Here is a 25,333-nt window from a genome sequence, read left to right as displayed (position 1 = left end):
CGACGACTCACCGGAACTGCTTCCCCTACCGCAACGGCTACGCGGCTTACGTGTGGGTGACCACGCCGGACGGTACCCGTAAGCGCAAGTGGGCGTACGGCAAAAGCCGCGAGGAGACCCACGCCAAGTGGCTCAAGCGGTACTGCTGCCAGCAGATCGCCTCTGACCGGACCATTCGGGATGCCTGGACGGTGCTGTGCAGTGCGCTGACGAACGCGGTCACTGAGGAGCTGATCGCTGAGAACGTGGCCGGCCTGCTCAAGGTCTCCAAGCCGCGTAGGCGCAAGGTGAAGCCCTGGACGGTCGATGAAGCCCGGCGGTTCCCGGAGTCGGCGAAGCGGGACGGTGATCCGTTCTACGCGGCGTACGTTCTGATCCTTGTTCTGGGTCTCCGCAAGAAGACGCTCAAGGCGCTCAAGAGCCTCGGCGAACAGCTCGGTTCGTAGGCGTTGCTGTACTTCGCTGCTGTACAGGCATGAAAAAGGGCCACTTCCGATGATCGGAAGTGGCCCTTCACCTGGGTCGGGGTGGCGGGATTTGAACCCACGACCTCTTCGTCCCGAACGAAGCGCGCTGCCAAGCTGCGCTACACCCCGGTGGCTGCAGGTCGTCTTTCAACGCCTGCGCCTCGACGAGTCTAGCGGACTTTTGACCCTGCCCGCGCCATCGTCACCGTTTGGAACGTGATCCCTGGTGTCGACTGGCTCTCTTACGGCAACGAGTGCCAGGGACACGCGTGGGGCTCACGCCGACGCCGACGGGACCAAGGTCAGCAGTGAGGCCTCTGGGGGGCAGCAGAAGCGGACCGGGGCGTACGGGGAGGTGCCGAGGCCGGCGGAGACGTGCAGCCAGGCGTCACCGTGCCGGTTGAGGCCGCTGACGCGGGCGCGGTCGATGCCGCAGTTGGTGACCAGGGCGCCGAACAGCGGGACGCACAGCTGGCCGCCGTGTGTGTGGCCGGCCAGGAGCAGCTGGTAGCCGTCGGCGGCGAAGCGGTCGAGGTTGCGCGGCTCGGGCGAGTGCATGACGCCGATGTTGAGCGGGCCGCGGGCCGGGCCGGCGATCTCGTCGTACCGGTCCTTGTTGATGTGGGAGTCGTTGATGCCGCCGAGCCAGATCTCGGTGTCGCCGGCCTTGATCGTGCCGGTGGCGTTGTTGAGGTCGAGCCAGCCGGCGGCGGTCATCGCGGCGCCGAGCTCGCGGTACGGCAGGTCGGGGACGGTCCGCCGCTTGCTGTAGTCCTTCTGGCTCGTGCGCCAGAGGTAGCGGGCGGGGTTCTTCGGGACCGGGGAGTACATGTCGTTCGAGCCGTACACGAAGACGCCCGGGCGGTCCAGGAGCGGGCCGAGCAGGTCGAGGAACGGGCCGATGGCGTCGCGGTGCGAGATCGAGTCGCCGGTGTTGACGACCAGGTCGGGTTCGAGGGCGTCGAGGGCGCTGACCCACTTGATCATCCGACGGCGGCCCGGTGTCAGGTGCGTGTCGGAGATGTGCAGGATCTTGATGGGCCGCTGGCCGGGGGCGAGGACCGGCACGTCGTAGCGGCGGAGCCGGAACCAGTTCCGCTCGATGACCGACGCGTAACCGATGCCGGCGACCCCGGTGCCGAGGACCCCGAGGGGAACCGCGTATCTCTTTCGCACCCTCCCCATCGTGCCAGAACGACGCACCGTTTATTGCCGGGCGCCGAAGCCCGTACGCAGGGCAAGATTGTCCTCATGTTGAAGGAGAAGCTGCAGGCCGACCTGTCGGCCGCGATGAAGGCACGCGACGAGGTGCGCACCCGTACCCTCCGCATGGCGCTGACGGCCGTCACCAACGAGGAGGTCGCGGGCGAGCGGGCGCGCGAGCTCTCCGACGACGAGATCGTCAAGGTGCTGCAGCGGGAGGCCAAGAAGCGCCGTGAGGCGGCCGAGGCGTTCGCGGACGCGGGCCGTACGCAGCAGGCGGAGGCGGAGCGGGCCGAGGGGGTGGTCCTGGACGAGTACCTGCCGGCCCAGCTGTCCGACGCGGAGCTGACCGACCTGGTGGCCGCGACGATCGCGGAGCTCGGCGCGGAGGGGCCGCGCGCCATGGGGCAGGTGATGAAGGCGGTCACGCCGAAGGTCGCCGGCCGCGCCGACGGCAGGCGGGTCTCGGGAGAGGTCAAGCGTCAGCTCGCCGGCTGACCGGTCCCCTCGCCTACGGGAAAGGCCCCGTACCCGGCTCGCGCCGGGTACGGGGCCTCGTGTCGTTCGGGGCGGTCAACGGCCGCCGAACGGCCAGCCGAAGCCTTTGCCCTTCCTGCCGTTGCCGCGCTTGCCCTTGCCGGTGCCGTTGTCGTTCGCGCCGACCGCGCCGCTGCCGTTGCTCACGAACAGCATGACGGTGGTGTTCTGGTCGACCTGGCTGCCGCCGCTCGGCGAGGTGTAGACGACGGTGTTCGCCGGCTGGTTGGAGTCGACGGCGCGCGGGGAGATCTGTACGTCGAAGCCGGCATTCTCGATCTTCTTCTTGGCCTGCTGGACCGGCATGCCCTGGACGTTGGGGATCTTCTGCTGGTCGAGCGTCGCGAAGTCCTTCAGCGGCGTGTGGAACGACGAGGCCTTCGTTCCCCGCAGCGCGCCGAGCATCGAGGCGCGCCAGATCGGCGCGATGTCCGCGCCGAAGACGTTGTAGTTGCGGTTGCCCCAGGGCGCCTCCGGGCTGCCGTACCAGACGGCGGCCGCGAGGTCGGGGGTGTAGCCGGCGAAGACGGCGCAGGTGAAGCTCTCACAGGTGCCGGTCTTGCCCGCGGCGGGCCGGCCCAGCCCCTCGCCTCGCGCGGTGCCCCGGGTGAGGACGCCCTGCAGGATGCTCGTGACCTCGTCGGCGATCTCGTGGTCGACCGCCTGGGTGCACTTGGCCTTGGGCACCTTGATCTTCTTGCCGGTCGAGTCGGTCACCTCGGTGATCGCGATCGGCGTGCAGTACTGGCCGCGGGCGGCGAAGCCGGCGTACGCGGCGGCGAGGTGGGTGACGTCGATCTCGTTCGTACCGAGGACCTGGGCCGGGTTCTGCTGGAGCGGCTTGCCGTCCGCGCGCTTCATGCCGAAGTTCTCCGCCATCTTGACGGCGTTGCAGAGACCGACGTCCTTCTCGAGGTAGGCGTAGAAGGTGTTGATCGACTCCCACGTCCCGGTCTGCAGGTTGGCGGACTTGCCCTTGGACTTCTCGGCGTTCTGGACGGGCCAGGGCTCGGAGCCGCCGCCCTTGCAGTCCCGGTAGCCCGACACCGTGGTGCTCTCGGGCGCCGGGTAGGAGGCGCCGGGGCTGATGCCCTTGTCGAGGGCGGCGGCCAGCGTGAAGATCTTGAAGGTGGACCCGGCGGAGTAGCCCATGTTGCCGCCGTGCGCGTAGTCGGCGGCGAGGTTGAGCTGGGTCTGGCCCTTCTTGACGTTGGCGCCGTACTTTCGGCTGACCACCATGGCCTTGATCTCACCGGTGCCAGGCTTGACCATGGCCTCGGTGGCGGTCCTGTCGTGGTTGGGTCGCCTGCTGAGCGCCTGCTGCGCGGCCTTCTGCGCCTTCATGTCGATCGTCGTGCGGATCGTCAGGCCGCCGCGGTACAGCAGGTGCTCTCGGTCCGTCTGCGTCTTGCCGAAGGCCGGGTTGCCGAGGATCTCGTTCTTCACGTACTGGCAGAAGAACGGCACCTTGCTGGCGCTGCAGTCGCTCTTGGGCAGCTTGGGGTGCAGCTTGATCGGCAGCGCGGCGGCCTGGTCGGCCTGCTGCTTCGTGATGATCTTCAGCTCGGCCATGCGGTACAGCACGGTGTTGCGGCGCTCCCGCGCGTGGTCCGGGAAGACCGTCGGGTCGTAGTAGCTGGGGCTGTTGGTGATGCCGGCCAGCAGCGCCGCCTCCGGCAGGGTCAGCTCGGTGGCGTCCTTGCTGAAGTAGCGCTGGGCCGCGGCCTGCACGCCGTACGCGCCGGCGCCGAAGTAGGCGATGTTGAGGTAGCCCTGCAGGATCTGGTCCTTGGTGAGCCGCTTCTCGACGTTGACGGCGTACCGCAGCTCGCGCAGCTTCCGGCCGAAGGTCGGGGCCTTGGCCTCCGCGATCTCCTTGTCGTTGTCGGCGCTCTCGACCAGCAAATTCTTGACGTACTGCTGGGTGAGCGTCGAACCACCCTGCTTGACCCCGCCCTCCTGGGCGTTGGTGACCAGCGCGCGTGCGGAGCCCTTCATGTCGAGGGGACCGTGCTGGTAGAAGCGCGAGTCCTCGATCGCGACGACCGCCTTCTGCATGATCGGGGCGACCTGGTCGAGGCGGACGGACTCGCGGTTGTGGTGGTAGAAGGTCGCGATGACCTGGCCGTCCGCCGAGTAGACCGTCGTACGCTCCGGCGGCGGCTGGATGCTGAAGTCGGCCGGGAGGTTCTTGAAACCGTCGGCGGCGTCCCGGGTCGCCATTCCCGCGCTGCCGACGGCCGGCAGGGCGAGGAAGCTGACCAGGACTCCGGCCACGAGCGCCGCCCCTAGGAGACGTAGCAACTTGACGATGGCGTGTTCCCGGTCTGCTTTCTCATCAGTCACGCGACATAGGTTACGCGGGACGAGAGGTGCATATGGGACACCCCGCCGAGTCGGATGACTAGTTCGTTGCCTTGCCATGGCCCGTAGGGGCTATCTCAAGAATGGACCCATCGGGGGCTGTTGAAGCGGCGCGGTCTTCCGTAAGTTTCTCCCCACGGCTTTCGTATGGCGGCCTGACGTCCGCGCCCGTCCGGCCGGGGCTCGCAAACGACAACCGACCCAAGGGGAGTGGGGCCAAGATGTGGATCACGGATTGGACCGCCCGCGCCGCCTGCCGTAACGCGGATCCCGACGCGTTGTTCGTGCAGGGGGCGGCTCAGAACCGGGCCAAGCTGATCTGCCGCGGCTGCCCAGTGCGCACGGAGTGTCTCGCCGACGCTCTCGACAACCGCATCGAGTTCGGCGTCTGGGGCGGCATGACGGAGCGCGAGCGTCGTGCGCTGCTTCGCCGGCGCCCGGACGTCTCATCGTGGCGGGAGCTGCTGGAGACCGCCAAGGAGCGGTACGAGCGGTCGCAGGACCCGGACGAAGAGCTCGTCGCGAGCTGATCCGGCGAGTCGCCACTGATCGACCGCCTGGCCGCGCCCGGCCGGCCAGGCTCCCTCATGGAGCTCCGGAACGATCAGGTCGCCGATTCATCCGGCCCGATCCCGTACGACACCGCGGCTCCGTGCGGAGGGGCCGGGTGCGGAGGGACCGGTACGGCGATCAGGCCGCTGATTCCTCGTGTTCGCCCGCGAGATCCCGCGCGATGCACCGCAGCCCGTCCAGGTCGTGCACGTCCTCGGCCATGGCCGCGACGGTGGCCCGGGGAACGGCCGGGTGCGAGGACGTGAAGCTCTCGCACAGCCGCGCCTCGCGCGCGGTGACGTGCATCCGCTCGGCGTGCAGGCGCAACAGCGCGGCGGCCAGGGGATGCGCGCCGCGGTCCTCCAGCGTCTCCGCGGCGGCCTCGCTGCGTACGGCCGACAGGTGCGAGGCGTCGGACCGGTGCACCCGGTTGAGGACCATCCCCGCCAGCGGCATCCGCTCCTCGGCGAGACGCTCGACGAAGTAGGACGCCTCGCGGAGCGCGTCCGGCTCCGGGGCGGCGACGACGAGGAACGCCGTACCGGGCGCCTGCAGCAGGCGGTACGTCTGCTCCGCCCGCTCCCGGAACCCGCCGAACATCGTGTCGAAGGCCAGCACGAACGTCTGGACGTCCTTCAGCAGCTGACCGCCGAGCACCTTCGTGATCGCGTTGGTGAACATGCCGAAGCCGGCGGTCACGACCTTCAGCCCGAACCGCCCGCCCGCCTTGGCGGGGGCCATGAGGATTTTGATCAATCGGCCGTCGAGGAACCGGCCCATCCGCTCCGGCGCGTCGAGGAAGTCCAGCGCCGACCGGGACGGCGGCGTGTCGACGACGATGAGGTCCCAGGCACCGGACCGGTGCAGCTGGCCCAGCTTCTCCATCGCCATGTACTCCTGCGTACCCGACAGGCTGGACGACAGCGACTGGTAGAAGGGGTTGGCGAGGATCTGCCGGGCGCGTTCGGGCTCGGCGTGCGCCTCGACGATCTCGTCGAAGGTGCGCTTCATGTCGAGCATCATGGCGTGGAGTTCGCCGTCGACGCCCTCGACGAGGCGCGGGGTGTTGTCCAGCTCGGTGAGGCCGAGCGCCTGCGCGAGCCTGCGGGCGGGGTCGACGGTCAGCACGACGACGTCGCGGCCGCGTTCGGCGGCGCGGACGCCGACGGCGGCGGCGGTCGTGGTCTTGCCCACGCCGCCCGACCCGCAGCAGACGATGATCTTCGTGTCGGGGTCGTCGATCAGGTCGTCGATGCAGAAGTCCGGCGGGGTCTTCTCGGCTGCGGTGATCACGCTGCTCCCTGCCTCCTCAGCTCGGCGGCCAGTTCGTACAGCCCGGCGAGGTCCATCCCGTCGCTGAGCTGCGGCAGCTCGTACCGGGGTACGTGCGCGTCGGTCAGGCGGGCCTTCTCCCGCTCCTGCAGGGCGGTGCGCCGCGCGTGGTCGGCGGCCTCCTCGGCGAGGGCGTCGGCGATCTCGGCGGTGCGGTCCTCGATGCCGGCCGCCTTGATGCCCATGCGGATCGCCTCGACGTCGAGCTCGTCGCGGGCGGCCAGGGCCAGCTCCTCCGCGGGCAGCAGCGGCGGCCGGACCATGTTGACCATCAGGCCGCCGACGGGCAGGCCGATCTCCCGCAGCTCCGTGATCCCGTCGAGGGTCTCCTGGACCGGCATCTCCTCCAGGAGCGTGACGAAGTGGACGGCGGTCTCCGGGCTGCGGATCACCCGCATGACCGTGTCGGCGTGGTTGCGGACCGGGCCGACCTTCGCCAGCCCCGCGACCTCGGCGTTGACGTTGAGGAACCGGCCGATGCGGCCGGTCGGCGGCGCGTCCATCACCACCGCGTCGTAGATGAAGCGGCCGCTCCTGTCGCGGCGGCGCACGGCCTCGCTCGCCTTGCCGGTGAGGAGGACGTCGCGCAGGCCCGGCGCGATCGTGGTCGCGAAGTCGATCAGGCCGATCTTGTTGAGCGCCTTGCCCGCCCGTTTGATGTTGTAGAACATCTCGAGGTACTCGAGCATGGCCTCTTCGGGGTCGACGGCGAGGGCGTACACGTCGCCGCCGTCCGGCGCCACCGCGACCTTGCGCTCTTCGTACGGCAGCGGCGGGCAGTCGAAGAGCTGCGCGATGCCCTGCCGGCCCTCCACCTCGATGAGCAGGACCCGCCGGCCGCCCGCGGCCAGGGCGAGCGCCAGAGAGGCGGCCACCGTGGTCTTGCCGGTGCCGCCCTTACCAGTGACGACGTGCAGCCGTACACCGTCCCAGTCGGTGTCTCTCGCGCTCACTCTTGTGAGGTTATCGTCCGTCCGGCGACGCGTTCGCAGCGCCCGCAAAGTGACGTCTGCCACCTCAGGGGATCTGGCGACTAGTGTCGGACATGAGGGAATCGGCCGTCAGAAAGGTGAGCGCCGTGGCTGAAGCGGCATTCGTGCTCCTAGGCGTCATCGGCTTCGTGATCCTGCTGGTCATCCTGTCGTCGATCAAGGTCGTGCAGCAGGTCGAACGCGGCGTGGTCTTCCGTCTCGGCCAGGTGCAGCCGCACTTCCGGCCGCCGGGCCTGACGCTGATCTTCCCCGTGATCGACCGGATGACGAAGGTCAACATGCAGACGGTGGCGATGGGCGTGCCCGCGCAGGAGGGCATCACCCAGGACAACGTCAGCGTCCGCGTCGACGCGGTCGTCTACTTCCGGGTGATCGACCCGGTGAAGGCGATCGTCAACGTGCAGAACTACAACTGGGCCATCTCGCAGGTGGCGCAGACCTCGCTGCGCGCGGTCATCGGCCGGGCCGACATGCAGCAGCTCCTGTCCGACCGCGAGACGATCAACGCCGAGCTCCGCCAGATCATGGACGGCATGACCGAGGCGCCCTGGGGCGTCAAGATCGAGCGCGTCGAGATCAAGGACGTCTCGCTGCCCGAGGGCATGAAGCGGTCGATGGCGCGGCAGGCCGAGGCGGAGCGGGAGCGCCGGGCGCGCATCATCGCCGCCGACGGTGAGTTCCAGGCGTCGAAGCGGCTCGCCGCCGCGGCCGAGGTCATGGCGCAGGACCCCGCCTCCCTCCAGCTGCGGCTGCTGCAGACGGTCGTGGAGGTCGCCGCGGAGAAGAACAGCACGCTCGTCATGCCGTTCCCCGTGGAGCTGCTGCGCTTCTTCGACCGCGCCGCGGGCGGGGACCGTACACCGCCCGAGGGCTCCCACCGGCCCGACCTCGCCGAGCGCCTCGCCAAGGCCGAGGAGGAGCTGGCCGAGGCCGGCGAGCCGGTGTCGATCGACTCCGCCGACAAGGTGCCGCCGGTGCCCGGCCTGGAGACCAAGGAGCAGCCGGGCATCGCCGCGCGACACGAGGAGCCGCCCGCCCAGCGGTAATAGAGTTCCCCGCATGAAGAAGTGGGAGTACGCGACCGTTCCACTGCTCGTGCACGCGACGAAGCAGATCCTCGATAACTGGGGCGAGGACGGGTGGGAGCTCGTCACCGTCATCCCCGGCCCGAACCCCGAGAACCTCGTGGCCTACCTCAAGCGAGAGAAGCAGTGAGCACGCCGGAGGAGAGGATCGAGGAGCTCGGGTTGGAGGTTCCGGACGTCGTGGCGCCGCTGGCGTCGTACGTCCCGACCGCGCGCACCGGGAACCTGGTCTACACGTCGGGCCAGCTGCCGATCGTCGACGGCAAGCTGCCGGCGACCGGCAAGGTCGGCGCGGAGGTCACCGAGGAGCAGGCCGCCGAGCTGGCCCGTACGGCCGCGCTGAACGCCATCGCCGCGCTCAAGGCCGAGGTCGGTGAGCTGTCGCGGGTCCGCCGGATCGTCAAGGTCGTCGGGTTCGTGGCCAGTGCCCCGGACTTCCACGGCCAGCCCCAGGTGATCAACGGGGCGAGCGACCTGCTCGGCGAGGTGTTCGGCGACGCGGGACGGCACGCGCGCAGCGCGGTCGGCGTCGCGGTGCTGCCGAAGGACGCGCCGGTCGAAATAGAACTCATCGCCGAGGTCGAATAACGACCAACGAATCGAGTAACGTACGGCCGAGGGAATGACGTTCGGCTTGACGAGGCCCACGGGACGCCGTCCTGTGCCGTCGGACGGCGTCCCGCCCCAGCGCGAACGAGGAGGCCCCGGTGCCGGAACTCCCCGGCCTTCGGCTGCCCGACTACGTCGCCGAACGCGTCCGCGACCTCGAGGAGGGCCGGGCGGAGCCGGCCGCGCCACGGGACGCCTCGACGGTCGTCCTGCTCCGCGACACCGCGGGCGGCGGCATCGAGGTCTACATGCTGCGCCGGGTGACGTCGATGCCGTTCGCGCCCGGCGCGTACGTCTTCCCCGGCGGTTCGGTGGACGCGCGGGACGGCGACCGTACGCTGGGCTGGGCCGGGCCGTCGCCCGCGGAGTGGGGCGCGGCGTTCGGCGCCGGGGACACCCTCGCCCGCGAGCTGGTGTGCGCGGCCGTCCGTGAGACGTTCGAGGAGTCGGGCGTGCTCCTCGCCGGCCCGACGGCGGACACGATCGTCGGCGACCTCGGCGGAGACGACTGGGAGGCCGACCGGCGGGCGCTGCTTGACCGGTCGCTGTCGCTGGCCGCGCTGCTCGGTCGGCGCGGCCTCGTGCTGCGCGGCGACCTGCTGCGCCCGTGGGCGCACTGGATCACGCCCGTCATCGAGGAACGCCGGTACGACACGCGGTTCTTCGTCGCGGCCCTGCCCGAAGGCCAGCGCGCCCGTGACGTGAGCACCGAGTCCGACCGGGTGACGTGGGTCCGCCCGCAGGCCGCGGTCGAGGCCGCCCGGCGCGGCGAGATGGCGCTGCTGCCGCCGACCATGGTCACCCTCACCGAGCTGACGGCGTACGACTCGGTCGCCGCCGTGCTCGCCGCCGAACGCGCCGTACGACCCTGGCTGCCCGAGACGCGGGTGACCGGGGACGGCGCCTACCTCGTCCTGCCGCCGGAGCTCGACGGCCACCTGCCCGGAGGCCGGGCCGTGAGCGCCGTCGACGGAAATGTCACAGGAGGCCGACCGTGAGCGCAATCGATGGTATGCACACCGACCGGGCCCGGTGCGTGCTCGCGCCGAACCCCTCGCCGATGAGGCTGGACGGCACGAACACCTGGGTGCTGCGCGAGCCGGGCGCCGAGCGCTCGATCGTCGTCGACCCCGGACCGGAGCACGAGGAGCATCTGCGCCGGGTCGCCGCCGAGGCGCGGCACGTCGCCGTGGTCCTGCTCACGCACGGCCATCACGACCATGCCGAAGGCGCACGGCGGTTCGTCGAGCTGGCCGCCGACGGCTCCCGGCCCGTTCCGATCCGGGCGCTCGATCCGACCCTGCGGCTGGGTGAGGAGGGTCTGGGCGAGGGCGACGTCATCGAGGTGGACGGCCTCGAGGTGCACGTCATGGAGACCCCGGGTCACACGCACGACTCGCTGTGCTTCTGGCTGCCGGGCGACCGGGCCTTGCTCACCGGCGACACCGTGCTGGGCTACGGCTCTACGATCGTCGACCGGCTCGGGGACTACCTGACCTCACTCGACCGGCTGCGGGCGATGGCCGAGGGCACGAGTGTGATCCTGCCCGGCCACGGCCCCCGCCTCGACGACCCCGTCGGCGCGCTCGACCATTACATCGCCCACCGGCGCGAACGCCTTCGGCAGGTCGAGGACGCCCTCGCGGCCGGCGCGCGCACGGCTCGGGAGGTCGTCGAACGCGCCTACGCCGACGTCGACCGGTCGCTGTGGCAGGTCGCCGAGTGGGCCGTACAGGCCCAGCTCGACTACCTCAGAGGGATCTAACGGGAGCGCTTGCGGAGCCGCTCGATGTCGAGGACCTGCACGGCGCGGGCCTCGATGCGCAGCCAGCCGCGCTGGGCGAAGTCGGCGAGGGCCTTGTTCACCGTCTCCCGGGATGCGCCGACGAGCTGGGCGAGCTCCTCCTGCGTCAGGTCGTGGTGGACGTGTAGGCCGCTCTCGCTCGGCTGGCCGAAGCGCTCGGCGAGGTCGAGGAGGGCCTTGGCGACCCGGCCGGGCACGTCCGTGAAGACGAGGTCGGCCATGTTCTCGTTGGTCCGGCGCAGGCGCTGGGCGAGGGCGCGCAGCAGGTGGATGCTGATCTCCGGGTGGCCCTTGAGGAACGGCCACAGGTCGCTGTGCCCCACCGCGGCCAGCCGCGACTCGGTCACGGCGATGGCGCTGGCCGTACGCGGCCTCGGGTCGAACAGGGACAGCTCGCCGAACATCTCGCTGGGGCCGAGCACGCTCAGGAGGTTCTCCCGGCCATCGGGCGCGGTCCGGGTGAGCTTGATCTTGCCGTCGAGGACGACGTAGAGCCGGTCGCCCTCCTGGTCTTCGGAGAACAGCGTCTGACCGCGTGAGAGGTGGACCTCTGACACGATGGCGCGAAGCGCCTTCGCCCCTTCCTCATCGAGTGCTTCGAACAGTGGGGCCCGTCCCAGAACCTCCACGTCGCGGTCGTTCACGTTTCCTCCTTGCTGACGTACCACCACAGTGTGACGCACATCGCAGGATGAGTTTTGGTCGACCCCCCCGTTACCCTTGCGTTCGTGCCACGCAAACCGGAGTCGCGTCTCGCCCTCGTACGCCGGGCTCGCCGGATCAATCGAGAGCTGGCGGAAGTTTACCCGGATGCGCACTGTGAGCTTGATTTCGGCAACCCGTTCCAGCTCCTGGTTGCGACGATCTTGTCCGCGCAGACGACGGACAAGCGAGTCAACATGGTCACCCCGGACCTCTTCGCCCGCTTCCCGACCGCCGCCGACCTCGCCGCGGCGGACCGCGAGGAGGTCGAAAAGATCATCCAGTCGACGGGGTTCTTCCGGGCCAAGACCAACAGCCTGCTCAAGCTCGGCCAGGAGCTGTGCGAGCGGTTCGGCGGCGAGGTGCCGCACACGCTTGAGGAGCTCGTGACCCTGCCCGGCGTGGGGCGCAAGACCGCCAACGTCGTGCTCGGCAACGCCTTCGACGTGCCCGGCATCACGGTCGACACCCACTTCGGGCGGCTGAGCAGGCGGTTCGGCTGGACCACCGACACCGACCCGGTGAAGGTCGAGTACGAGGTCGGGGAGCTGATCCCGCGCAAGGACTGGACGATCCTGTCCCACCGGCTGATCTGGCACGGCCGGCGTATCTGCCACGCGCGGCGCCCGGCCTGCGGCGCCTGTCCGCTCGCCCGGCTCTGCCCGTCGTACGGCGAGGGCCCGACGGACGAGGAGACCGCGCGCAAGCTGGTGCGGCCCGGTCCCTTCTCGTGACCTGGCAGGATCAGGTCGCGTGAACGGGAAGGATCACGGGGCCGGCGCGGTTGAACCTTCAATGATGACGGTCGACCTTGGAACGGACTGCCCGGAGTGGCTGCGTGGGTTCGCGGCCAAGGCCCCCCGGATGCAGGTTTCCGCACTGCTGCGCCCCCCCGCGAACGGCGCCCGCGCCGCCGCGGTGCTCATCTTGTTCGGCGAGGGCCCCGACGGCCCCGACCTCCTGCTCCTCCAGCGCGCGGACACCCTGCGCAAGCACGCCGGGCAGCCGGCGTTCCCCGGCGGCGGCATCGACCCCACCGACGACGGGCCCGTGGGGGCGGCCCTGCGCGAGGCGGCCGAGGAGACCGGCCTCGACCCCTCCGGCGTGACCGTCCTGGCCACCATGCCGGAGCTGTACGTCGCGCACAGCGAGTACCGCGTCACCCCGGTCGTCGCGTGGTGGCGGGAGCCGTCCGCAGTACACGCGACCGACCCCGGCGAGGTGGCCTCGGTCGCCCGGGTCCCGCTGGCAGAGCTGACCGACCCGGCGAACCGGCTGCGCATCCGAGGACCCTCCGGGCACCTCGGACCAGCGTTCCGCGTCCAGGGGATGCTCGTATGGGGGTTCACCGCCGGGATTCTGCACGCGGTGCTCGAAGCGGGCGGCTGGGATCGTCCTTGGGACACCACGCGGGTCGAGGACCTTCCCGCCGAGGTCATCGACCTCGGGCGGCGCGAGTAGTCCTTGATTCGTACCCTCCCGTACCGGATCTGGTCCGGGGAGGGGACGTCCTTGGCCACGTTCGCGCTATACGGTTGACCGGTGCTGGGCGATCACGTTCTTGACCTCATCCTGCTGGTGCTCGTCGTGCTCTTCGCCATCTCGGGGTACCGGCAGGGCTTCATCGTGGGCGTGCTCAGCTTCGTCGGCTTCGTCGGCGGTGTCGTCCTCGGCATGCTCATCGCCCCTCCACTGGTCAAAGCGGTGGTCAGCGGAGCCGCACAACAGGCGCTGCTCGCCGTGGTCATCGCCTTCCTGGCCGCGACGCTCGGGCAGCTCATCGCCTCCTCCGTCGGCTCCGCGCTGCGGAGCCGCGTGACCTGGGAGTCGGCCCGGAGCGTGGACGCCGTCGGCGGCGCCTGCGTCAGCGCGGTCGCGCTGCTCGTCGTCTCGTGGTTCATCGGCAGCGCCCTGGTCACCTCGCCGATCGTCTGGCTGCGCACCCAGGTCAAGAACTCCCAGGTCCTGCACGGCGTCGACGCCTTCATGCCGCAGCAGGCGACCACCTGGTTCTCCTCCTTCCGCGGCTTCGTGTCGAAGACGGAGTTCCCGCAGGTGTTCGGCGGGCTCGGCGGTGAGCCCATCGCCGAGGTGCCGCCCCCGGACACCCGCATCCTCAACACCCCCGCGCTGGTCGGCGCCCGCAAGAGCATCGTGAAGATCATGGGAACGGCGCACAGCTGTCAGCGCCGGATCGAGGGCACCGGCTTCGTGTACGCGCCCGGCCGTGTCATGACGAACGCGCACGTCGTCGCGGGCGTGGACTCCGGCCCGACCGTGTACACGATGAGCGACGGCAACTACCACGCCAAGGTCGTGCTGTACGACGACAAGCGCGACATCGCCGTCCTTGACGTGCCCGGCCTCGACCTGCCGTCCCTGAAGTTCGACGAGGACGCCCAGAGCCGCGACGACGCCGTCGTCGCCGGCTTCCCGAAGAACCACCCGTTTACCGCCCGGGCGGCTCGGATCCGCGCCAAGCAGAAGGCCAAGGGCCCCGATATCTACCACTCGGGCCAGGTCACCCGCGAGATCTACGCGATCCGCGCACTGGTCGAGCAGGGCAACTCCGGCGGCCCGCTGCTGTCCCCCGCCGGCAAGGTGTACGGCGTCGTCTTCGCCGCCGCCCTGGACAACAAGGACACCGGGTACGCCCTCACCGCCCACGAGGTCGCCCCCGACGCCGAGGCGGGCATCAACGCGACCGGTAACGTCTCCACCCAGTCCTGCTCGGACTAGCCAGGCCCTGTCTAACGTGCCGGGGTGGATCTCTCCTCACGCTCGTGGACGGCATTACGCGCGGCGGCCGACGGACGCTCCGACCAGTCCGGGGAACGGCCGTCCGGCTGAGGGCGAGTGGACCGTCAGCCCAGGGTTACCGGAAGATTCTCCAGTCGACGCATGTATGTCCCGAGTCGCCAATCGGCCTGCTCTGCAGGGATCGCCAATTCGCTGTGAGGGAAACGATTAAGCAGTGACCGTATGCCGATCTCCGTGGCCATACGACCGAGCTGTGCACCTATACATCGGTGCGGTCCATAGCCGAACCCCAAATGGCCTTTCGTTGACCTTGTGACGTCAAAGATATCGGGGTCGGGGAATCGCTTAGGGTCTCGATTCGCGGCTGCCAGCGACAGCAGTAGCAATTCCCCTGAAGGAATGGTCAGATCACCGAACCGAAGAGGCTGGTCAAGAAAACGGGGAGGGAGCATTCGGAACGGCGACTCGAAGCGCATGACCTCGTCTACGCAGCCTGCGTAGTCACAGGCCCGGGCCTTCGCCAGCTGATCAGGATGGCTGAGCAGCAGGAGGAGTGCGTTGCCGATCGCCGCGGCCGGCTCCGAGGCGGCCACTATCAGCATGATGATCGTCGAAGCCAGTTCATCGCCATCGATAGAGCCATCAATATCGTGCATTCTCAGCAGCCAGGTGAAGAGGTCGTCACCTGGGTTGGCACGTTTGACATCAATCATCTTCAGCGAAAAGTCGTAGAGGTGTTGCGCCGCAGCCTCGATCCGCTCGATCGTCGGGGCGGTGAGCATTTCGGTCTCCCATATCGGGAAGCCATCCCGCTCCTCTTCCGGAATCCCCAGCAATTCTCCCGCGAAGGTGGCTGAGAGCCGCCTGGCGAACTGCCCCACGGCGTCGATCGTCTCGTTCTCCTGGAAGCGGGTCACCAGCTCCCCGGCGGTGCGCTCGAACAGCCGACCGTACTCGGCGAGTCGCCTTGGACTGAACATGGGCCCAAGGACTGTGCGCAACCGGCGGTGGTCCTCACCGTCCCGGTCCAGTACACCTCGCCGCGACTGTGGGGGGAAGCGTGGCCTCCGTTCGGGCCGGACCACGGACTGCTGTAGCACCTGTCTTGCTCGCCCGACAAGGTCCTTGCCAAGGCCGGGTTCGTCGAGAATTCGGATGACATCGTCGTAACGGGTCACCACCCACATGCGGAAGCCGTTGACGACTACGGGCACCGCCGGGGAGATTTCTTGGATGAGCCGGAGGATGGGATATGGATCATGCATGAAATCCCTGGTGATCAGTTTCATCGGGGATTCAAGGGTTGCGGCCAATACGCGTTCTTGAACAGTAGTCGTCATTTGAAGCTCCGCTCGGGGTATTCGATGGCCGGCACGATGGAACGTTCCATAATCCCAGTTACTTTGATTGCACGGGGCGATCTCCGTACGACGGACAACACCGCGCAGGGCTTAGATGATTTCTACGGCTCGCCCGTCGATTACATACACGTCAGTGGTGCTGAGGGGAGTCCGCCACTGGCGACCAAGTCGCGCAATTGGCATTCCACCTTGTCACGGTATGTCGTAAGACCCCATGTGGTGGCCCCTATGCCAGGCGCAGGAAATTAAAGGTCCGAGGTGCGGTAAACGCGATCCCACGGCACCTCCCGAAATATATGGTGTGACGCGCGCCGAAATCAAGCTGCAATCCTGGCGGCGGGCGCATGTCCCAACTAGTGACGGAGTATGGCATACCGATACCCGCCGGCGGTAGGTCTGGAGCACGGATCCATGCCTTCGAGCGGCGCTTCACGCTCGATCCGGCCCCGCCCTGCAGGCTACGATGCGAGTTTGACGGTCACGCCGACGCGGTAGCCATTGCTTAAGCCCTCAGCTCTTGACGGCCAAGGGCTTCATGGCGTAGACATCATGAGATGATCACGCGAAAACGGCGGACCGGCGACTTGGGATAAGGCAGATGGGCGTGCCAGGAGCTACCCTGTCTCCGATTTTTCCTATTCCACAGGCCGCGTTGCGCCCTCAGAGCTCTATGTAAGACGTTGTCGGATCAGTTCGAGCACAGGCGACACGACCACGGAGCGGTAATAACATGAACTGAGGGCCCAGCCTCTCCGCGCCAACTGCTTGCGCGCTGTGCGCGTATCCGAGCGTGGCCGACTCACCGTTCGTCACCAAGCCGCCCTTTTACATCGACCTGGTCGGCCGGGTGCAGAGGCGAGGGGCCAGGTCCGCGTCCGCGACCGTCTCCAGGCCGGCGCGCTGGATGCGGTCGGCCAGCCCGCGGGCCGACGCCGCCAGGTCGGCCACCGCGATGCCGTGCGGCGCCGCGGCGTCCGTGTGCGGGGCGGCGGCGTTCGCATAGGGGGCGATGCGGTCGGCGGCGCGGCGTAGCAGCGTGCAGGCCCCGCGCGCGTTCCCGCGCCGTACGTGCGTGAAGCCGACCGCCATCTGCGCGAGCCCCTGCCACAGGGCGCGCTCGGCCTCGGGAGCGGCCTTCCAGGCCGCCTCGAGCACCTCATGGGCGTGGAAGGGCCGGTCCGCGTCGAGGAGCCGCTGCGCCTCGGCCAGGGCCTCGGCCGGCTCGGCTGCGTAGTCGTCCGGGACGCGCTCCTCCCCGGTCGCGCCGTGCGGCAGCGGCCGGCCGTATGCGTCACGTGGCCGCGCGTTACGCGCCCGTCCCGCCTCATCCCGATCGCGCATGCCCTCATTGTCCGCCCCGGAACGGCGGCTTTCACCGGAACCTCGGGCGTTCCGGTTCGCTGGGCTCGGCCCGCGCCGTGGTCCTACGCGACGGAACGGTGGCCCTGGGATGCGGGCTGTTGGGTTCGAGAGGAGGGCTCAGCCGGACCGGTGGCCCTGGGACGCAGGGCGGGGCTCGGCGAGCCAGGGGAAGAGTTCGGCATCGAAGGCGTCCGGGCCTTCCTCCTGCGGGAAGTGGCCGACGCCCTCGATCAGCCGCCACCGGTACGGCGCCTCGACGTACCGGCCCGTTCCCTGCGCGCTGCGGGGCAGGACGCAAGGATCCAGCGAGCCGTGCAACTGGAGCGTCGGAACACGGATGGGCGTGCGCATCCGACGGGCGTACCGCAGGCCGTCCGGGCGCAGCACCGACCGGACCGCCCAGCGGTGGTACTCCAGCGCGCAGTGCGCGACGCCGGGGATCTGGAAGGCCGAGCGGTACAGCCGCTCGCTGCCGGAGTCGGGCCAGCCCGGGGCCGCCCAGGCGCGCAGCATCCGGCCCACCTGGGCGGCGTCGTCCCGCAGGAGAAGGCGTTCCGGTCCCACCGGGAGCTGGAAACCGAAGGTGTGCCGGGCCGCCCACGCCTGGCCGCGCAGGTCCGTCGCCATCGCGGTGCGGATGCGCAGCGGGTGCGGTGCCGAGACCACGACGAGTCGCTGGACGACCCTCGGCTGGTAGACGCCCATCGTCCAGGCCAGCAGGCCGCCCCAGTCGTGGCCGACGACGGTCGCGCTCGCCTCGCCGAGCGCGCGGATCAGCCCGGCGGCGTCCCGGGCCAGCGTGATCAGGTCGTATCCGCGCGGCGGCTTGTCACTGCCGCCGTACCCGCGCAGGTCGACGGCCGCGGCACGGAATCCGGCCTCGGCTAGTGACGTCAGCTGGTGATGCCAGGACCACCAGAACTGCGGGAACCCGTGGAGGAGCAGGACGAGCGGCCCCTCGCCGAGCTCGACGACGTGGAAGCGCGTACCGCCCGCGCTCACCGACCGGTGCCGCCACGGGCCGTCGATCTGGACGATGGACTCGTCGGGGGGATTCACTCGGTGAGTGCGGGCTTGTCCTCGGAGTCGCCGCCCCGGCGGAGCATGGCGAGGTCCTCCTTGACGGACTGCCGGGACCGCTTGGCACCGCTCATCTTCTTCATCCGCCACAGGCCGATGAGGATCAACACGGCCGCCAGCAGGACGTAGACCCCGGCGACGATGAGGAACGCGGCCCACCGCCAGATGCCGAGCGCCACCAGACCGTACGCGAACGCGATCGACAACAGGATGACGACGACTCCGCCGATCACACCGGCGACGGCGAACAGGGTGCTCCCGAGGGCGGCCTTCTTCGCGTCCCCCTTGAGCTCGAGCTTGGCCAGCTCGAGCTCCGACTTGACGAGACGGGAGACGCTGCCGGTGGCGATGGCGACCAGCTCGCCGAGTGTTTTCTCGTCATACTGGCCGTTCGGCCGTACCTCGGTCATGTTTCTCCTCTCAGCGCAGGTCGCCACTCTTTCGGATCGCGCGGGATCCGAATAGGCCGAATCGCCGATGAGGAGTGAACCGGCGAAGTCCCGGCGAAAGAACGGCTTATCGGCACGCGACTGTCCGAGGTTACCGGGGGCGGGTTCCGTCGCCTTCGGCGGCGGGCCGGTATCGCCGCGGGCCCGCCATCGGCTCCACACGAGGCGAGCGCGGCCCCAGAGGGCCGCGCTCATCCGTTCGCGGTCGTCACTCGTCACTCGTCACTCGTCGCCGGAGGCGGCGGGCATCTTGTCCTTGATGAGGTCCATCACCGTGCTGTCCGTCAGCGTGGTGACGTCACCGAGCGAGCGGTTCTCCGCCACGTCGCGGAGCAGCCGCCGCATGATCTTCCCGGACCGGGTCTTCGGCAGCTCCGGCACGATCATGATCTGCCGGGGCTTGGCGATCGGGCCGAGGTGCTTGGCGACGTGGTCGCGCAGCTCGGCGACGAGCTTCTCGCCGTCGTCGGCGACCTCCCCGCGCAGGATGACGAACGCGACGATCGCCTGCCCGGTGACCGGGTCGGTCGAGCCGACCACGGCCGCCTCGGCGACCTTCGGGTTCGACACGAGCGCCGACTCGACCTCCGTCGTCGAGATGTTGTGGCCGGATACGAGCATGACGTCGTCGACCCGGCCGAGCAGCCAGATGTCGCCGTCGTCGTCCTTCTTCGCGCCGTCGCCCGCGAAGTACAGCCCGTCAAAGCGCGACCAGTACGTCTTGAGGAACCGCTCGTCGTCGCCCCAGATCGTGCGCAGCATCGACGGCCACGGCTCCTTGACGACGAGGAAGCCACCGCCGCCGTTCGGCACCGGCGTGCCCTGGTCGTCGACCACGTCGGCCTCGATGCCGGGCAGCGGCCGCATCGCCGCGCCGGGCTTGCCGTGCGTGACACCCGGCAGCGGACTGACCATGATCGCGCCGGTCTCGGTCTGCCACCACGTGTCGACCACCGGCGTACGGTCGGCGCCGATGTTCTTGCGGTACCAGACGTACGCCTCCGGGTTGATCGGCTCGCCCACCGAGCCGAGCAGCCGCAGCGACGACAGGTCGTGCTGAGCGGGGATGTCCTCGCCCCACTTCATGAACGTGCGGATCGCGGTCGGCGCGCAGTACAGGATCGAGACCTTGTACTTGGCGACCAGCTCCCACCAGCGGCCCTTGTGCGGGGTGTCGGGCGTGCCCTCGTACATGACGCTGGTCGCGCCGTTGGACAGCGGCCCGTACACGATGTACGAGTGGCCGGTCACCCAGCCGATGTCGGCCGCGGTCCAGTAGACGTCGGTCTCCGGCTTCAGGTCGAACACCGCGTGGTGCGTCCAGGACACCTGCGTCAGGTAGCCGCCGGTCGTGTGCAGGATGCCCTTCGGCTTGGCCGTCGTGCCCGAGGTGTACATGACGTACAGCGGGTGCTCCGCGTCGTGCGGCTCCGCCTCGTGCTCCTCGCTCTGCCGGTCGACGAGGTCGTGCCACCAGACGTCGCGGCCCTCGGTCCAGGCGACGTTCTGGCCGGTACGGCGCACGACGAGGACGTTGCGCACGTGGTCGATGCCCTCGATGGCCTCGTCGACGTTCGGCTTGAGCGCGCTCGGCGCGCCCCGGCGGTAGCCGCCGTCCGCGGTGATGACGACGTGCGCGTCACAGTCCTCGATGCGCCCGCGCAGCGCGTCGGCGGAGAACCCGCCGAAGACCACCGTGTGCGGAGCGCCGATGCGGGCGCAGGCCAGCATCGCGAACACCGTCTCGGGGATCATCGGCATGTAGATCGCGACGCGGTCGCCCTTCTGGACGCCGAGCTCGAGGAGGGCGTTCGCGGCCTTGGAGACCTCACGCTTCAGGTCGGCGTACGTGATCGTGCGGGTGTCACCCGGCTCGCCCTCCCAGTGGTACGCCACCCGGTCGCCGATGCCCGCCTCGACGTGCCGGTCGACGCAGTTGTACGCGGCGTTCAGCCTGCCGCCGACGAACCACTTGGCGAACGGCGGGTTCGACCAGTCCAGGACGGTGTCCCACCCGGTGTTCCAATGCAGGCGCCGGGCCTGTTGCTCCCAGAACGCCAGCCGGTCGGCCGCCGCCTCGTCATACGCCGCCGAGGTGACGTTGGCCGCCGCGGCGAGGTCTTCCGGGGGAGCGAACCGCCGACTCTCCTGGAGGAGGTTGGAGAGGGTCTCGTGTGGGGTTTCCTGCGTCACGGCGCACTCCTTCGGGGTCGGGAGGTCAGGACGGTCCAAGCCAACTTCAGCAGCTTCGCACGTGTCGTTACAAGGGGTGCATGCCGCGTAGGGTCGTGCGATGGCGCCGTCTCCGTCCCGGGACGAAGATCCGCGCCCGCATCCGCCCGCGTCATGCCGTGTTCGGCCACGACTTCCAAGGAGGGAGCGGCGTTCCCGAACCGGCCCGCCGCCGGGACGTTCACCGGACGTCGCGCTTTCGATGAGCGACCCATTTGCCAACGTCGCAGGCCTGCCTGAAGTTCCCGAGGCCGTCGCACGGGCCCGGGAGGCCGTCGACCGGCTGCTCGGTCACCGGATCCTGCGGCGGCGCAGCGCCGAGGTCTCCGCGGAGTCCGCGCTGCGGGGCGCCCGCGCCTCGGCGGCCCTGGAGGGTGTCGCCGTCCCTCTGGAGGAGGTTCGCGGCGGCCTGACGAACGACCCGGTCGTGCAGGGGACGCTGCGCGTGTCCGCCGAACTCGGCGCGCTGGCGGACACTTGGCACAAGGCGCCCCGCCAGGCGCTCGCCCGGCTGCACGTGCTGGCGGCGGCGGACGCCGTCGACCCCGACGCGCTCGGCCGGCCCCGCCCGGGCGGCGAGGCGACCGACCCGCTCGCCCTCGGCGCCCCTCCGTCTCCCGCGGACGTCGCCACGCGGCTCGACGTGCTCAGCGACCTGCTGACCGCGCCGACGAAGGCACCGGCGATGATCGTGGCGGCCATCGTGCAGGGGGAGCTGCTCACCCTGCGGCCGTTCGGGTGGGGCGACGGCATCGTGGCCCGCGCGGCGGCACGGCTGACCCTCGTCGACCGTGGCCTCGACCCGAAGTCGCTGACCGCCCCCGAGGTCGGCCATCTCGAACTGCGTGCGGAGTACGGCGACGCGCTGCGCGGGTACGCGACCGGCACGCCCGAGGGCGTGGGGCGGTGGGTACGCCACTGCGCCGAGGCCGTCGAACTCGGCGCGCGCGAGGCGCTCGCCGTCTGCGAGGCGTTCCAGCGCGGCTGAGCCGTTCCAGCACGCCTGAAGCGTTCCAGTGCGGCTGAGCCGTACCAGCGCCGACGAAGGCGTACCAGCGGCGGCCGAGGCCACGCGGTCCGGCCGTTCTTGGGCGTACCGGAGCCGTGCCACAGCCGTGGTGGGCAGCGAGGCGTGGCACCCGAGGCGTGGCTCATAGGGCGGGCGTTCACTGGTCGATCCGCGAGAATGGCGCCCGCCATGCCGCAGAATCGCCGTTGGTGCGCGCTTTGTCCTCCTCGTGGCGATTCGTCGACGTGGGGCATCCGTTACGCAGAGGCGCGGACGCCGGTCCCACGCACCGCCGAATGCCAGAAGATCATTGCATGAGATCCGGGTATCGGCCGGTCCATAACGGGTAGCTGCGTGCGACAAAGCGAACGGCGTTCCCGGAGGAACGCCGCCGCCGGCACGTCACACCGGGTTACCAAGCGTGCACCTCATAATCGTCGGATCGGGTCAAGCCCGTCTCGACGCGCCTCCCGCGGCTGGTCGCGCGTGGGTGCCCGGCTGCCGTGCTCGGACACTTGGTCCGTGCATTCTGTCTACGCCGAATCAGCCCAGATGGCAAGCCCTCTGGCGAGGTAAACGGGTGTCCGATGAAGGATCTCGTTCCGGCCGCGCGGTGTGCGGGCGAGTGGTCGATCGACTCTCGGGGCGCGTGCCCGGGCCGATCACGATCGCCGGGCTTCGGCCGATGTGATCACATAGCGTGATCTACCTTGGATTCAATCAACCATGGCCGAGAGCAGAACGATCTCGCCTGCTTCCGCTACGCTGCAGTCACTTAGGACAGGCGTTCTTGTCGCACCCCCCGAGTGGCAGACGCCCGAATACTCCCGTTCTGGGTGGTCGACCAATGATCACGAAATGGTCGCCACTCGACAGAACTCCGAGTGATCGGGCACGTTTATGTAGAACCTGCATACACTGGGGGCGCCGGGTTTACGGTGCGCTGACGAACGCCCGGCCTTGGCTTGGCCTTCGAGACCCTTCCGGGAAACGGGACCGGCTCTACCCCCCCGGAGCCGGACCGTCCGGCGACCCCCGCTCTCCCCCCCGGCGGGGGTCGTCTCGTGTCCGGGGCCGCTCACCTCCGCGCTCCGCCGACGAGCCGAAGTTATCCACAGCCTCGCGCAAACTCCTTCCGGTGTGGGCCGGCCGGAGCGCATCGTTGACCTCGCGAAAGCGAGGAGATGCCATGTCCGCGACCGTGCTGATCGTCTCTGCCGACTCATCGATCATCGACGACCTGCTGCGCCTGGCCGCGGCCGCCGACGTCGGGACCCGGCTCGCCACCGACCCGACGAGCGCGCGGGCGGCCTGGCGCGATGCCGCGCTGATCGTGGTCGGCGCCGACTTAGCCGCTGAGCTCGCCCGGTCGTCCCCCGAGCGACGGCCGGGCGTCATCCTCGCCATGGCGGACCCCGACGGTGACGAGGTCTACCGCCTCGCCGTCGAGGTCGGGGCGCAGCAGGTGATCGCGCTGCCGGAGGGAGAGACCTGGCTCGTCGATCGGATGGCGGCGGCCGCCGAGCCGACCGGCCGACGCGCCGCCGTGATCGCCGTCATGGGCGGGCGCGGCGGCGCCGGCGCGAGCGTCCTGGCCGCGGCGCTGGCCGGTGTCGCCGCCCGGCACCGGCTGCGCACCCTCCTGCTCGACGGCGACCCGCTCGGTGGGGGGATCGACCTGGTCCTGGGCGCGGAGGGGACGCCCGGGGCCAGGTGGTCCGACTTCGCGGACCGGCACGGGCGGCTCAGCACCACCGCGCTCCACGACGCGCTGCCGGCGCGCGACGGCCTCGCCGTGCTCTCGTGGCATCGCGGGGCGGCCGAGCCCGTCTCGCCGGAGACGATGCGGTCGGTGCTCGACGCGGCCGTCCGCGGCTATGACCTCGTCGTGGCCGACCTGCCCAGGCAGCCGACCGACGCCGGTGCGGAGGTCCTGGCGGCCGCCGACACCACGTTGCTCGTCGTCCCCGCCGAGGTGCGCGCCACCGTGGCGGCCGACCGCGTCGCCGATCTCGTCCGCTCCTACTCCCGCGACCTGCGGGTCGTCGTCCGCGGTCCGGCTCCCGGCGGCCTCAAACCCGCGGTCATCGCGGAGTCACTGCGCCTCCCACTGGCCGGAGTGGTCGCCACCGACCGGCGCCTGGCCACCGCGATCGAGCGCGGTCACCGCCCCGGCCGGGGCGGGGCCCTCGACGGCTTCTGCCGTCGCTTCATCACCGACCTCCGGCGGGTCCGGCCGATGAGCGGAGAGCCCCGATGAGCGACCTCACCGAAGCTGTCCGCGGCAGGCTGGTCGGCACGGGCGCGGTCCCGACCGCGGCCCAGGTGGCGGCCGCGCTACGGGCCGAGGAGCCGGTGCTCGGCGACACCGAGGTGCTGTCCCTGGCCGATGAGGTCCGGGCCGACCTGGTCGGAGCGGGGCCGCTCGAGCCCCTCCTCCGGGACCCCGGCGTCACCGACGTCCTGGTGAACGGCCCCGGGGAGGTCTGGGTCGACACGGACGCCGGCCTGCGGCTCACCCGCGTGCGGTTCCCGGACGAGTCCGCCGTGCGGCGACTGGCCCAGCGGCTCGCCGCCGCGGCCGGCCGCCGGCTCGACGACACCGCGCCGTACACCGACGCGCGGCTCCCCGGAGGAGCGCGCCTGCACGCGGTGCTGCCGCCGATCGCGTCCGGCGGCACCGCCCTGTCACTGCGCCTGCCGCGGCGCCGGGCCTTCACGCTCACCGAGCTGGTCGCGGCCGGCACCGTCCCTCCGGAGGGCGCGGAGCTGCTCGACGCCCTGGTCGCCGCCCGGCTCGCGTACCTCGTGACCGGGGGCACAGGGACGGGCAAGACGACGGTGCTGTCGGCGTTGCTGTCACTGGCGGACCCGGGAGAGCGCATCCTCCTCGTCGAGGACTCGGCGGAGCTCAGGCCCGCACATCCCCACGTCATCGGCCTGGAGACCCGCCCACCGAACATCGAGGGCACGGGCGGGGTGACCCTGCACGACCTCGTCCGCCAGGCTCTCCGGATGCGGCCGGACCGTCTGGTCGTGGGCGAGGTTCGCGGCCGCGAGGTGGTGGACCTGCTCGCCGCGCTGAACACCGGGCACGAGGGCGGCTGCGCCACCCTGCACGCCAACGCCCCCGCCGACGTGCCCGCCCGTCTGGAGGCCCTCGCCTGCGCGGCCGGGCTGAGCCGGGAGGCCGTCCACAGCCAGCTCGCCGCGGCCCTCGACGTCGTCGTGCACCTCGTCCGCGAGGCACCCGGCGGACGACGCCGGGTGGCCGAGATCTGCGTCTTCCAGCGGCGTTCGGACGGCCTGGTGGGGGTGGTCCCCGCCGTGTTCTGCGGGCCCGACGGCGCGATCCGAGAGGGTCCTGGAGCCGCCGCGCTGGCCGCTCGCCTCGAAGGCCCGCCGTCGTGATCGCCGCGCTGGCGGCTCGCCT

General features: G+C 70.1%; 24 protein-coding genes and 1 tRNA gene. 14 read left to right on the top strand and 11 right to left on the bottom strand.

The window, feature by feature from the left end; all coding sequences use genetic code 11:
• Positions 1 to 50 precede the first annotated feature (50 nt).
• Entirely contained in the window at positions 51 to 446 is a 396-nt protein-coding gene (locus tag NE235_RS09880) for a hypothetical protein (RefSeq protein ID WP_252801014.1), read from the top strand.
• 76 nt (positions 447 to 522) lie between these two features.
• Here NE235_RS09880 and NE235_RS09875 read toward each other — a convergent pair.
• Positions 523 to 596: transfer RNA gene (locus NE235_RS09875), tRNA-Pro, on the bottom strand.
• 147 nt (positions 597 to 743) lie between these two features.
• On the bottom strand, positions 744 to 1,652 hold the full coding sequence (locus tag NE235_RS09870) for a metallophosphoesterase (protein WP_252801011.1): 909 nt from the start codon (positions 1,650 to 1,652) through the stop codon (positions 744 to 746).
• 66 nt (positions 1,653 to 1,718) lie between these two features.
• Here NE235_RS09870 and NE235_RS09865 point away from each other — a divergent pair, with 66 nt between their 5' ends.
• Positions 1,719 to 2,168 (top strand): GatB/YqeY domain-containing protein, encoded by a 450-nt coding sequence (locus tag NE235_RS09865; protein ID WP_252801009.1) that lies wholly within the window; start codon positions 1,719 to 1,721, stop codon positions 2,166 to 2,168.
• Between the two features lie 75 nt (positions 2,169 to 2,243).
• On the opposite strand, the gene NE235_RS09860 is transcribed toward NE235_RS09865, so the two are convergent.
• A complete protein-coding gene (locus NE235_RS09860) occupies positions 2,244 to 4,553 on the bottom strand; it encodes a penicillin-binding protein (RefSeq protein WP_252801007.1) in 2,310 nt (769 codons plus the stop codon).
• Between the two features lie 239 nt (positions 4,554 to 4,792).
• On the opposite strand from NE235_RS09860, the gene NE235_RS09855 reads away from it, so the two are divergent.
• Positions 4,793 to 5,101: a WhiB family transcriptional regulator gene (locus NE235_RS09855; protein WP_252781162.1), complete on the top strand. Its 309-nt coding sequence runs from the start codon at positions 4,793 to 4,795 to the stop codon at positions 5,099 to 5,101.
• A 160-nt stretch (positions 5,102 to 5,261) separates the two neighbouring features.
• On the opposite strand, the gene NE235_RS09850 is transcribed toward NE235_RS09855, so the two are convergent.
• Both NE235_RS09850 and NE235_RS09845 read right to left on the bottom strand, forming a co-directional pair.
• Positions 5,262 to 6,416 (bottom strand): ArsA family ATPase, encoded by a 1,155-nt coding sequence (locus NE235_RS09850; protein WP_252801005.1) that lies wholly within the window; start codon positions 6,414 to 6,416, stop codon positions 5,262 to 5,264.
• Entirely contained in the window at positions 6,413 to 7,408 is a 996-nt protein-coding gene (locus NE235_RS09845; protein ID WP_252801003.1) for an ArsA-related P-loop ATPase, read from the bottom strand. The genes NE235_RS09850 and NE235_RS09845 overlap by 4 nt, the downstream gene beginning before the upstream one ends.
• 125 nt (positions 7,409 to 7,533) lie before the next feature.
• Between NE235_RS09845 and NE235_RS09840 the strand changes: the two genes are divergently transcribed.
• The 5 genes from NE235_RS09840 to NE235_RS09820 all read left to right on the top strand — a co-directional run bounded on the left by NE235_RS09840 (position 7,534) and on the right by NE235_RS09820 (position 10,906).
• Positions 7,534 to 8,493, top strand: coding sequence for an SPFH domain-containing protein (locus NE235_RS09840; RefSeq protein ID WP_252801002.1), 960 nt, complete (start codon positions 7,534 to 7,536; stop codon positions 8,491 to 8,493).
• Between the two features lie 13 nt (positions 8,494 to 8,506).
• The gene (locus NE235_RS09835; RefSeq protein WP_252781158.1) at positions 8,507 to 8,662 is read left to right on the top strand and encodes a DUF4177 domain-containing protein; all 156 of its coding nucleotides are present in this window, start codon (positions 8,507 to 8,509) and stop codon (positions 8,660 to 8,662) included.
• On the top strand, positions 8,659 to 9,120 hold the full coding sequence (locus NE235_RS09830) for a RidA family protein (protein WP_252801000.1): 462 nt from the start codon (positions 8,659 to 8,661) through the stop codon (positions 9,118 to 9,120). The genes NE235_RS09835 and NE235_RS09830 overlap by 4 nt, the downstream gene beginning before the upstream one ends.
• Positions 9,121 to 9,239: 119 nt before the next feature.
• Complete coding sequence (locus NE235_RS09825; RefSeq protein ID WP_252800996.1) at positions 9,240 to 10,139, top strand: NUDIX hydrolase; 900 nt, start codon at positions 9,240 to 9,242, stop codon at positions 10,137 to 10,139.
• Positions 10,140 to 10,153: 14 nt separating this feature from the next.
• Positions 10,154 to 10,906 (top strand): MBL fold metallo-hydrolase, encoded by a 753-nt coding sequence (locus tag NE235_RS09820; RefSeq protein ID WP_252801729.1) that lies wholly within the window; start codon positions 10,154 to 10,156, stop codon positions 10,904 to 10,906.
• Here the strand turns inward: NE235_RS09820 and NE235_RS09815 are convergent.
• A complete protein-coding gene (locus NE235_RS09815) occupies positions 10,903 to 11,589 on the bottom strand; it encodes a Crp/Fnr family transcriptional regulator (protein WP_252800994.1) in 687 nt (228 codons plus the stop codon). The genes NE235_RS09820 and NE235_RS09815 overlap by 4 nt on opposite strands.
• Positions 11,590 to 11,673: 84 nt before the next feature.
• On the opposite strand from NE235_RS09815, the gene nth reads away from it, so the two are divergent.
• The 3 genes from nth to NE235_RS09800 all read left to right on the top strand — a co-directional run bounded on the left by nth (position 11,674) and on the right by NE235_RS09800 (position 14,386).
• Positions 11,674 to 12,381 (top strand): endonuclease III, encoded by a 708-nt coding sequence (gene nth, locus NE235_RS09810; RefSeq protein WP_252800993.1) that lies wholly within the window; start codon positions 11,674 to 11,676, stop codon positions 12,379 to 12,381.
• A gap of 64 nt (positions 12,382 to 12,445) precedes the next feature.
• Complete coding sequence (locus NE235_RS09805; protein WP_406567558.1) at positions 12,446 to 13,108, top strand: NUDIX hydrolase; 663 nt, start codon at positions 12,446 to 12,448, stop codon at positions 13,106 to 13,108.
• Between the two features lie 81 nt (positions 13,109 to 13,189).
• Positions 13,190 to 14,386 carry a MarP family serine protease gene (locus NE235_RS09800; protein WP_406567557.1) on the top strand — a complete coding sequence of 399 codons (1,197 nt, stop codon included), beginning with the start codon at positions 13,190 to 13,192 and terminating at the stop codon, positions 14,384 to 14,386.
• A 125-nt stretch (positions 14,387 to 14,511) separates the two neighbouring features.
• Here the strand turns inward: NE235_RS09800 and NE235_RS09795 are convergent, their stop codons facing one another.
• The 5 genes from NE235_RS09795 to acs form a co-directional block, all read right to left on the bottom strand.
• Positions 14,512 to 15,747 carry a cytochrome P450 gene (locus NE235_RS09795; RefSeq protein ID WP_252800991.1) on the bottom strand — a complete coding sequence of 412 codons (1,236 nt, stop codon included), beginning with the start codon at positions 15,745 to 15,747 and terminating at the stop codon, positions 14,512 to 14,514.
• An 846-nt stretch (positions 15,748 to 16,593) separates the two neighbouring features.
• A complete protein-coding gene (locus NE235_RS09790; RefSeq protein WP_252800989.1) occupies positions 16,594 to 17,109 on the bottom strand; it encodes a DUF309 domain-containing protein in 516 nt (171 codons plus the stop codon).
• A gap of 138 nt (positions 17,110 to 17,247) precedes the next feature.
• Positions 17,248 to 18,189: an alpha/beta fold hydrolase gene (locus NE235_RS09785; protein ID WP_252800987.1), complete on the bottom strand. Its 942-nt coding sequence runs from the start codon at positions 18,187 to 18,189 to the stop codon at positions 17,248 to 17,250.
• The gene (locus NE235_RS09780) at positions 18,186 to 18,620 is read right to left on the bottom strand and encodes a phage holin family protein (protein ID WP_252800985.1); all 435 of its coding nucleotides are present in this window, start codon (positions 18,618 to 18,620) and stop codon (positions 18,186 to 18,188) included. The genes NE235_RS09785 and NE235_RS09780 overlap by 4 nt, the downstream gene beginning before the upstream one ends.
• A 261-nt stretch (positions 18,621 to 18,881) precedes the next feature.
• Positions 18,882 to 20,852, bottom strand: a complete 1,971-nt coding sequence (gene acs, locus NE235_RS09775) for an acetate--CoA ligase (protein WP_252800983.1) — start codon at positions 20,850 to 20,852, stop codon at positions 18,882 to 18,884.
• 241 nt (positions 20,853 to 21,093) lie between these two features.
• Here acs and NE235_RS09770 point away from each other — a divergent pair, with 241 nt between their 5' ends.
• The 3 genes from NE235_RS09770 (at position 21,094) to NE235_RS09760 (ending at position 25,311) form a co-directional block, all read left to right on the top strand.
• Positions 21,094 to 21,879: a Fic family protein gene (locus NE235_RS09770; RefSeq protein WP_252800981.1), complete on the top strand. Its 786-nt coding sequence runs from the start codon at positions 21,094 to 21,096 to the stop codon at positions 21,877 to 21,879.
• Between the two features lie 1,210 nt (positions 21,880 to 23,089).
• Positions 23,090 to 24,160 carry a septum site-determining protein Ssd gene (gene ssd, locus NE235_RS09765; protein ID WP_252800979.1) on the top strand — a complete coding sequence of 357 codons (1,071 nt, stop codon included), beginning with the start codon at positions 23,090 to 23,092 and terminating at the stop codon, positions 24,158 to 24,160.
• Complete coding sequence (locus NE235_RS09760; protein ID WP_252800977.1) at positions 24,157 to 25,311, top strand: TadA family conjugal transfer-associated ATPase; 1,155 nt, start codon at positions 24,157 to 24,159, stop codon at positions 25,309 to 25,311. Before ssd ends, NE235_RS09760 begins: the two co-directional genes overlap by 4 nt.
• Positions 25,312 to 25,333 lie beyond the last annotated feature (22 nt).

It is taken from the genome of Actinoallomurus spadix (genome assembly GCF_024055725.1).
Classification (GTDB): Bacteria; Actinomycetota; Actinomycetes; order Streptosporangiales; family Streptosporangiaceae; genus Actinoallomurus; species Actinoallomurus spadix.
This window is presented reverse-complemented; position numbering and strand designations above follow the sequence as displayed.

What these genes read in the sequence shown, in the direction of transcription:
- NE235_RS09870 (WP_252801011.1), bottom strand. Translation starts at nt 1,652, where the DNA reads ATGGGGAGGGTGCGAAAGAGATACGCGGTTCCCCTCGGGGTCCTCGGC.
- NE235_RS09865 (WP_252801009.1), top strand. Translation starts at nt 1,719, where the DNA reads ATGTTGAAGGAGAAGCTGCAGGCCGACCTGTCGGCCGCGATGAAGGCA.
- NE235_RS09855 (WP_252781162.1), top strand. Translation starts at nt 4,793, where the DNA reads ATGTGGATCACGGATTGGACCGCCCGCGCCGCCTGCCGTAACGCGGAT.
- NE235_RS09835 (WP_252781158.1), top strand. Translation starts at nt 8,507, where the DNA reads ATGAAGAAGTGGGAGTACGCGACCGTTCCACTGCTCGTGCACGCGACG.
- NE235_RS09820 (WP_252801729.1), top strand. Translation starts at nt 10,154, where the DNA reads ATGCACACCGACCGGGCCCGGTGCGTGCTCGCGCCGAACCCCTCGCCG.
- NE235_RS09805 (WP_406567558.1), top strand. Translation starts at nt 12,446, where the DNA reads ATGACGGTCGACCTTGGAACGGACTGCCCGGAGTGGCTGCGTGGGTTC.
- NE235_RS09795 (WP_252800991.1), bottom strand. Translation starts at nt 15,747, where the DNA reads ATGACGACTACTGTTCAAGAACGCGTATTGGCCGCAACCCTTGAATCC.
- NE235_RS09790 (WP_252800989.1), bottom strand. Translation starts at nt 17,109, where the DNA reads ATGCGCGATCGGGATGAGGCGGGACGGGCGCGTAACGCGCGGCCACGT.
- NE235_RS09780 (WP_252800985.1), bottom strand. Translation starts at nt 18,620, where the DNA reads ATGACCGAGGTACGGCCGAACGGCCAGTATGACGAGAAAACACTCGGC.
- NE235_RS09770 (WP_252800981.1), top strand. Translation starts at nt 21,094, where the DNA reads ATGAGCGACCCATTTGCCAACGTCGCAGGCCTGCCTGAAGTTCCCGAG.
- ssd (WP_252800979.1), top strand. Translation starts at nt 23,090, where the DNA reads ATGTCCGCGACCGTGCTGATCGTCTCTGCCGACTCATCGATCATCGAC.
- NE235_RS09760 (WP_252800977.1), top strand. Translation starts at nt 24,157, where the DNA reads ATGAGCGACCTCACCGAAGCTGTCCGCGGCAGGCTGGTCGGCACGGGC.